This is a genomic window from Archangium sp., from assembly GCF_036389735.1.
Classification (GTDB): domain Bacteria; phylum Myxococcota; class Myxococcia; order Myxococcales; family Myxococcaceae; genus Archangium.
Map to the genome: position 1 here is coordinate 1 of NZ_DASVWK010000110.1, position 5,302 is coordinate 5,302.

6 protein-coding genes are annotated in these 5,302 nt (G+C 69.6%); 1 reads left to right on the top strand and 5 read right to left on the bottom strand.

The window, feature by feature from the left end:
- Window positions 1–668: CBS domain-containing protein (locus VF794_RS04315; RefSeq protein WP_331107904.1), on the top strand; the 668-nt coding region annotated here is incomplete at its 5' end.
- Here VF794_RS04315 and VF794_RS04320 read toward each other — a convergent pair.
- From VF794_RS04320 to VF794_RS04340, 5 genes are all read right to left on the bottom strand, one after another.
- On the bottom strand, window positions 665–1,135 hold the full coding sequence (locus tag VF794_RS04320; RefSeq protein WP_331107905.1) for an NUDIX hydrolase: 471 nt from the start codon (window positions 1,133–1,135) through the stop codon (window positions 665–667). The two genes, VF794_RS04315 and VF794_RS04320, sit on opposite strands and share 4 nt — an antisense overlap.
- Complete coding sequence (locus tag VF794_RS04325; protein ID WP_331107906.1) at window positions 1,132–2,442, bottom strand: DUF2380 domain-containing protein; 1,311 nt, start codon at window positions 2,440–2,442, stop codon at window positions 1,132–1,134. Before VF794_RS04325 ends, VF794_RS04320 begins: the two co-directional genes overlap by 4 nt.
- 171 nt (window positions 2,443–2,613) lie before the next feature.
- Window positions 2,614–4,005, bottom strand: a complete 1,392-nt coding sequence (locus VF794_RS04330) for a tetratricopeptide repeat protein (protein WP_331107907.1) — start codon at window positions 4,003–4,005, stop codon at window positions 2,614–2,616.
- Window positions 4,005–4,529 carry a 2-amino-4-hydroxy-6-hydroxymethyldihydropteridine diphosphokinase gene (folK, locus tag VF794_RS04335; protein ID WP_331107908.1) on the bottom strand — a complete coding sequence of 175 codons (525 nt, stop codon included), beginning with the start codon at window positions 4,527–4,529 and terminating at the stop codon, window positions 4,005–4,007. The genes VF794_RS04330 and folK overlap by 1 nt, the downstream gene beginning before the upstream one ends.
- The gene (locus tag VF794_RS04340) at window positions 4,526–5,293 is read right to left on the bottom strand and encodes a fumarylacetoacetate hydrolase family protein (protein WP_331107909.1); all 768 of its coding nucleotides are present in this window, start codon (window positions 5,291–5,293) and stop codon (window positions 4,526–4,528) included. The genes folK and VF794_RS04340 overlap by 4 nt, the downstream gene beginning before the upstream one ends.
- Window positions 5,294–5,302 lie beyond the last annotated feature (9 nt).

Consider the following 5,302-nt stretch of genomic DNA (forward strand, 5'->3'; position numbering starts at 1 on the left):
CCGAGGAGCTGGTGCGGCTGCTGCCCTCCTTCAAGCGGCTGGGTGCCCCCGTCATCGCCATCACGGGTGACGCGGAGAGCGCCCTGGCCCGAGGCGCGGACGTGGTGCTGGACATCGGCCGCATCGAGGAGGCCTGCCCCATGGGCCTGGTGCCCACCGCCTCCACCGCCGCGCTGCACGCCATCGGTGACGCGCTCGCCATGGCGGTGCTGCGCGCCCGGCCTTTCGGCTCCGCCGAGTACGCCCTGCTCCACCCCGGCGGGAAGATTGGCCGCTCCGTCATGCGCGTCTTCGAGCTGATGCGCTCCGGCCCCGCCAACCCCGTCGTCCGCGAGTCCGCGAAGCTCTCCGAGGCCGTGGTGGTGATGACCAACACCCCGGGCCGTCCGGGCGCCACCAACGTCGTCGACCGCCAGGGCCTGCTCGTGGGCATCTTCACGGACGGCGACTTGCGCCGGCTCGTCGAGCGCGGGGAGACCGACTTCCAGAAGCCCATCCGCGAGGTCATGGGCAAGCGGCCCCGCTGCGTGGGCCCCGAGGTGCTGGTGCTCGAGGCCACCCGGCTCATGCGCGAGTTCCGCGTGGACCAGTTGCCCGTGGTCGACGCCGAGGGCAAGTCCGTGGGTCTGCTCGACGTCCAGGACCTGTTGGCCGCGCGGTCCTTCTAGACCATTTCGTCGGGCAAGAGCGTGCGCAGCAGCTCGTCATCGGGGCTGAGCGGGCGCCAGCCGGGCGGCGGCGGCGCGGCGCGGAGCGCGGCCCTGGCCTGCCGGACACGCTCCTTATGCGTTTCCGGGGTGTAGGCGGACCATGACCCGAGCGCCTCGGCGACATTGAAACGGTTGGCGTCGTCCAGCACGGCTGGCCAACCCTCAGGGAGACTCTGGGACAACAGGCGCACGAGCACATCGCGCACAAAGCGAGTGACCTGGTTGCGCTGCTCCGCCTCGGCGAGCAACCCGCTCAACACCTGCACCCCGGCGACGTCGTCCTCGCCAAGCTCCTCGGCCAGTGCATACAACGGGACAGCGGGGCGGGCCTCGGCGAAGGCGGTGAGCGAATCATAACCACGCTCGCGGACTCGCTCATACAGGCGCACCTTCCAGGAGCCCCGCCAGGAGCTCCCGTCGGTCATTGCCCTCTCCAGGGGGTGAAGTTCATCGGGAGACCGTAGTCCTTCATCCGCTTCGCGACGAGCTTCAGGATCTCGTTCCGCGTCAACATCCGGCCAGCTTCAGCCTCGGCCTCGTGCAGCGCCTCCATGATCATCCGGTTCCATTCGCCCGCCCATGTGCGACCGAGGCGCCAGTCGCCCCCCCCATGGATGGCCTCGTGGCTTGCCCGCTCCATTTTGACGCAGAACTGGTCGATGCTCATTTCACCGGTGAAGCCGCGCTTCTCGAACCACTCGCGCTGCTCTCGTGGCAGGACGTGATGCTGCGGTGACTCGGCCATGCCAGCCCCTGCTCTGTCCGTCACACGCATGCCTCGCACCTCGGGCCCGTCGCCGAGCGCGTCGCGCACGCCCCGCGGCAGCTCCTGGTCTGATTCGGACATCATCACCTGGCCGGCGTGAATCCGAACAGCGGCGCTGACAACGGGAATGGAGAGGACGCCCGCCCGCACGAGCTGGCGCACCATCTCCACCCACTCGGCGGAGACCACCATCTGCGTGCCCATCATCACGCCGTTGGAGCCCACCACGAGGCCCACGCCGAGCGTGGCGGGAGCGGCTGGCGGCAGCCGGAGCAGTGCCACCTTCATCGCCGAGGCCGTGGTGAGCATCTCGATGAGATCCTTCACCACCAGCATCTTCTCGAACTGCTCCGCCGCCACGCGCACGGCCTCACGGGTTGCAGCGAAGTCGCCGGTAAGGTGGCCTATCAGCGCGGGGAGGTCGGTCGCCGTAGCCTCGACCTGCCCTGGTTCCAGAGAGGCAAGCGCCGTCATGGCGGGCTTGAGCATCATCTGCAAGCGGTCCATCTGCCGGAACAGCCGCTCCACGCTGTAGTAGGGGCACTGCTGGAGTACGACGTCGGAGAGGTGCAGGAAGTCGAGCCATACGGCGAGCAGGATGGAGCCCAACATGGCGGCTTCGAGCCGTGGGCCGGTGAGGCGCAGGAGAGCGAGCTGCATATCCGGGTCATCCACCTCCGAGGCCGTGTTGGACAGCCTGGTGACCGCAGCGAGTTCGGCGTCAATCCATCGCAGTTGCTGAACGCCATAATCGACGAAGGGGATGAACAGGTCCGCGTGTCGGCCAGCAATGCCTGGTTTGCTGGTCTTGAGTCTGGAGAGTTCGCCGGCGATACGGCGGGTGGAGCCCGACACGTCGAGAACAGCACTGAAGACCGCCTGACGGGCCTGTGTGGCACTCCGCCGCGCAGGCCCTTCGGCCAACGCGGGCCCGTCAGGCTCGCGCGGTGTGGAGCGCAGGTTCATCCCCCCGCCATACGGTGGTGTCTGTGACGCACAGCCGGTGGAGAGCAGGACCATGGCGAGCAGCAGCACCGCCCATGAGGCCCGCGGCGAGTCAGCGTGCATTCTCCACCCCCAGGCCCACGAAGCGACCGCACCCAAGGGCACGGAGACAATAAGTGAGCAGGCCTGGTCTTACTGGTTCAACTTGGCCTGGAGGGAGGCCTGGGCCGCGTAGTCCGGCGCCGAGGCCGCCAGCTTCGTCCAGAGCGCCTTCGCGCCCTTCACGTCGCCCTTGGCCTTCAGCGTCTCGCCGAGTTGATCCACCGCCGCCGGCTCCGAGCCCACCGCCACGCTCCAGATCCTGTCCGCCGTGGGCTTGCCCAGGCCGATCAGCGTCCACGCCATCCCCGCCTTCACCCGGCCGTCCGGACGCAGCGGCATCACCTGCCGGTACGCCGCCAGCGCCTCGTCGAAGCGACCCTTCGCCAGCAACTCCTCGGCCTGCTCCACCGTCTTGGTGAGCTGGGCCTCGAGCTCCGGTGTGCGCTCGACGTTCTGCATCGCCTGGATCGTCTCCTGCGACAGCGCGGGCGCTCCGGTGTCTCCGCCACCCGCCATCGGCCCACCCGCGCCGGCCATCGGGCCCTGCGCCATCATCGTCGGCTGCTTCGGCGTGAGGTCCAGCTTCGAGGCCCGGATGCGCCGGTCCTCCGCGCGCGAGGCCACCCACTTCTTCATCCCACCGGCCTTCAGCGCCTCGTCCGACATGCGGCTCAGCTTGCGCGCCAGCGGCGCCCGCGCCGAGTCCGGATGCGCCGCGAGGAAGGCCTCGAAGCCCTCGTGCGCCGTCCGCAGCGCCTTCACGTCCTCGCCCCGCGTCTCGTACAGCAGCGCCGAGCGCCCGAAGAGCGCGTCCGCGTACGAGGGCGCCACCGTCAGCACCCGCTCGTACACCCCCAGCGCGTCCTCCGGGTTGTTGGACAGGAGCAGCGCGTTGGCGCGCATCGACTCCACCTCCAGCACCGGCTCCAGCGCCGCGCGCGCACAGGCCACCGCTCCCGCCGTGTCGCCCTTCTTCGCGCGCTCCGCGGCCGTTGCCCCCATGGACTCCACCGGCGTCTGCTCCGTGAAGCCACAGTTGGCGTCCGCCGCGCTCGGCACCGCGCCCTTCCCCAGCTTCTTGCGCTGGGCCAGGAAGAACTCGCGCGTGGCCATCGCCTTCTCCTCCGCCTGGAGGAAGTAGAGGATGGCCTCTCCCGGCCGGCCGTTCGTGTAGTAGAGCTTGCCGAGCGACGAGGCGATCTCGAACGTCTTCTCCCGCTCGCGCAGGCCCTGCATGCTGTCGAGCTGCTGGAGCAACTCCTCCGCGGTGGGCGGCGCCCGGCCCGTCGTCGGCGGGTGGCCCTCCGGCGTCCCCTCTCCGAAGTTGGGGTGCCCCTCGGGCATCGCGCCCATGCTCCCGGGAGAGGCCGGGGCGGCGGCCGAGGGCTGGGCCTCCGAGCCGAGAGGCGGGTGACCGGCGGGCAGGTTGGTGGGCTCGGCGGCGAGCAGGGCCGCGGCCGTCAAGGCGAGGGAGAGGGTCATCACTCGTTTACCAGGCAAAGGGTTTCGGGCCACTGGGTGGCCATGCACCGGCGCACGTCCTGAGGAGCGAGCTGGGTGAGCAGCTCCTTCACCGTCAGGCCCAGCACCGGGTGCTCCGCGTGGGGGGCGACCTCGGCCAGGGGCTCCAGCGCGAAGCGACGTTTGTGCAGCTCCAGGTGGGGCACCTGGAGGTTGGGATCCGCCACCACCTCACCCTCCCAGAGGAGGATGTCCAGGTCGATGGGGCGAGGACCCCAGCGAGGGCCTCCCTGATGCCGACCGAGATCCTTCTCGATGTGCTTCAGGATGGAGAGCAGCCGCTGGGGAGGCAGCGCGCACTCCAGCGCGACCACGGCGTTGAGGTAGCGCGGTTGAGGAGGGCCCACGGGAGCGCTCTCGAACAGGGAGGAGCAGCGCAGCACCGCTACTGCATCGATGCGTGACATCGCCTCCAGGGCGGAGACGAGTTGGGCTTCACGGTCTCCCTGGTTGGAGCCCAGCCCGACGTAGACGGTGGCGCTCAAGGCCCCATCTCAACAGGATTGGCCAGGGTCCCGATTCCCTCGATCTCCACCTCCACCGTATCCCCAGCGACCAGCCGGCCCACGCCCGAGGGAGTCCCCGTGCTGATGAGGTCGCCTGGCAGGAGGGTCATGATGTGGGAGATGAAGGACACCAGGCGGGCGGGGTTGAAGACCATGTCCGAGGTACGGCTGTCCTGGCGCACCTGCCCGTTCACCCGGCAGAGGATGCGCAGGTCCGCCGGGGACAGTCCGGTGACGATCCACGGCCCGGTGCAGGCGAAGGTGTCGTAGCTCTTGGCGCGGGTGTGCTGCACCTCGCGGCGCTGGATGTCACGCGCCGTCACGTCGTTGATGCAGGTGAGGCCCCAGATGGCGCGGGCGGCGGTGGCCTCGTCCACGTTCTTCAGGCGCTCGCCGATGAGCAGACCCAGCTCCGCCTCGTACTGCACGTCCTGGCTCACCGGGGGAAGCTGGATGGGCGAGCGGTGCGCGTTGAGCGCGGTGGAGGGCTTCATGAAGATGAGGGGCTCGGGCGGGACGGGCTTGCCCATCTCCTCGGCGTGCTTGCGGTAGTTCTGCCCGATGCACACCACCTTCGAGGCCTCCGAGGGCACCAGCAGCCTCACCGCGCTCAGCGCCACCCGCCGGCCCGTGTCCTCTCCGCCCGCCCACGGCGCGCCGGAGAGCACCACCACCTGCTCACCCTCGATGCGGCCGAACCGGGCACCGCCCTCATCCTGGAACCGGCAATAACGCGTCGTCATGACGTCCTC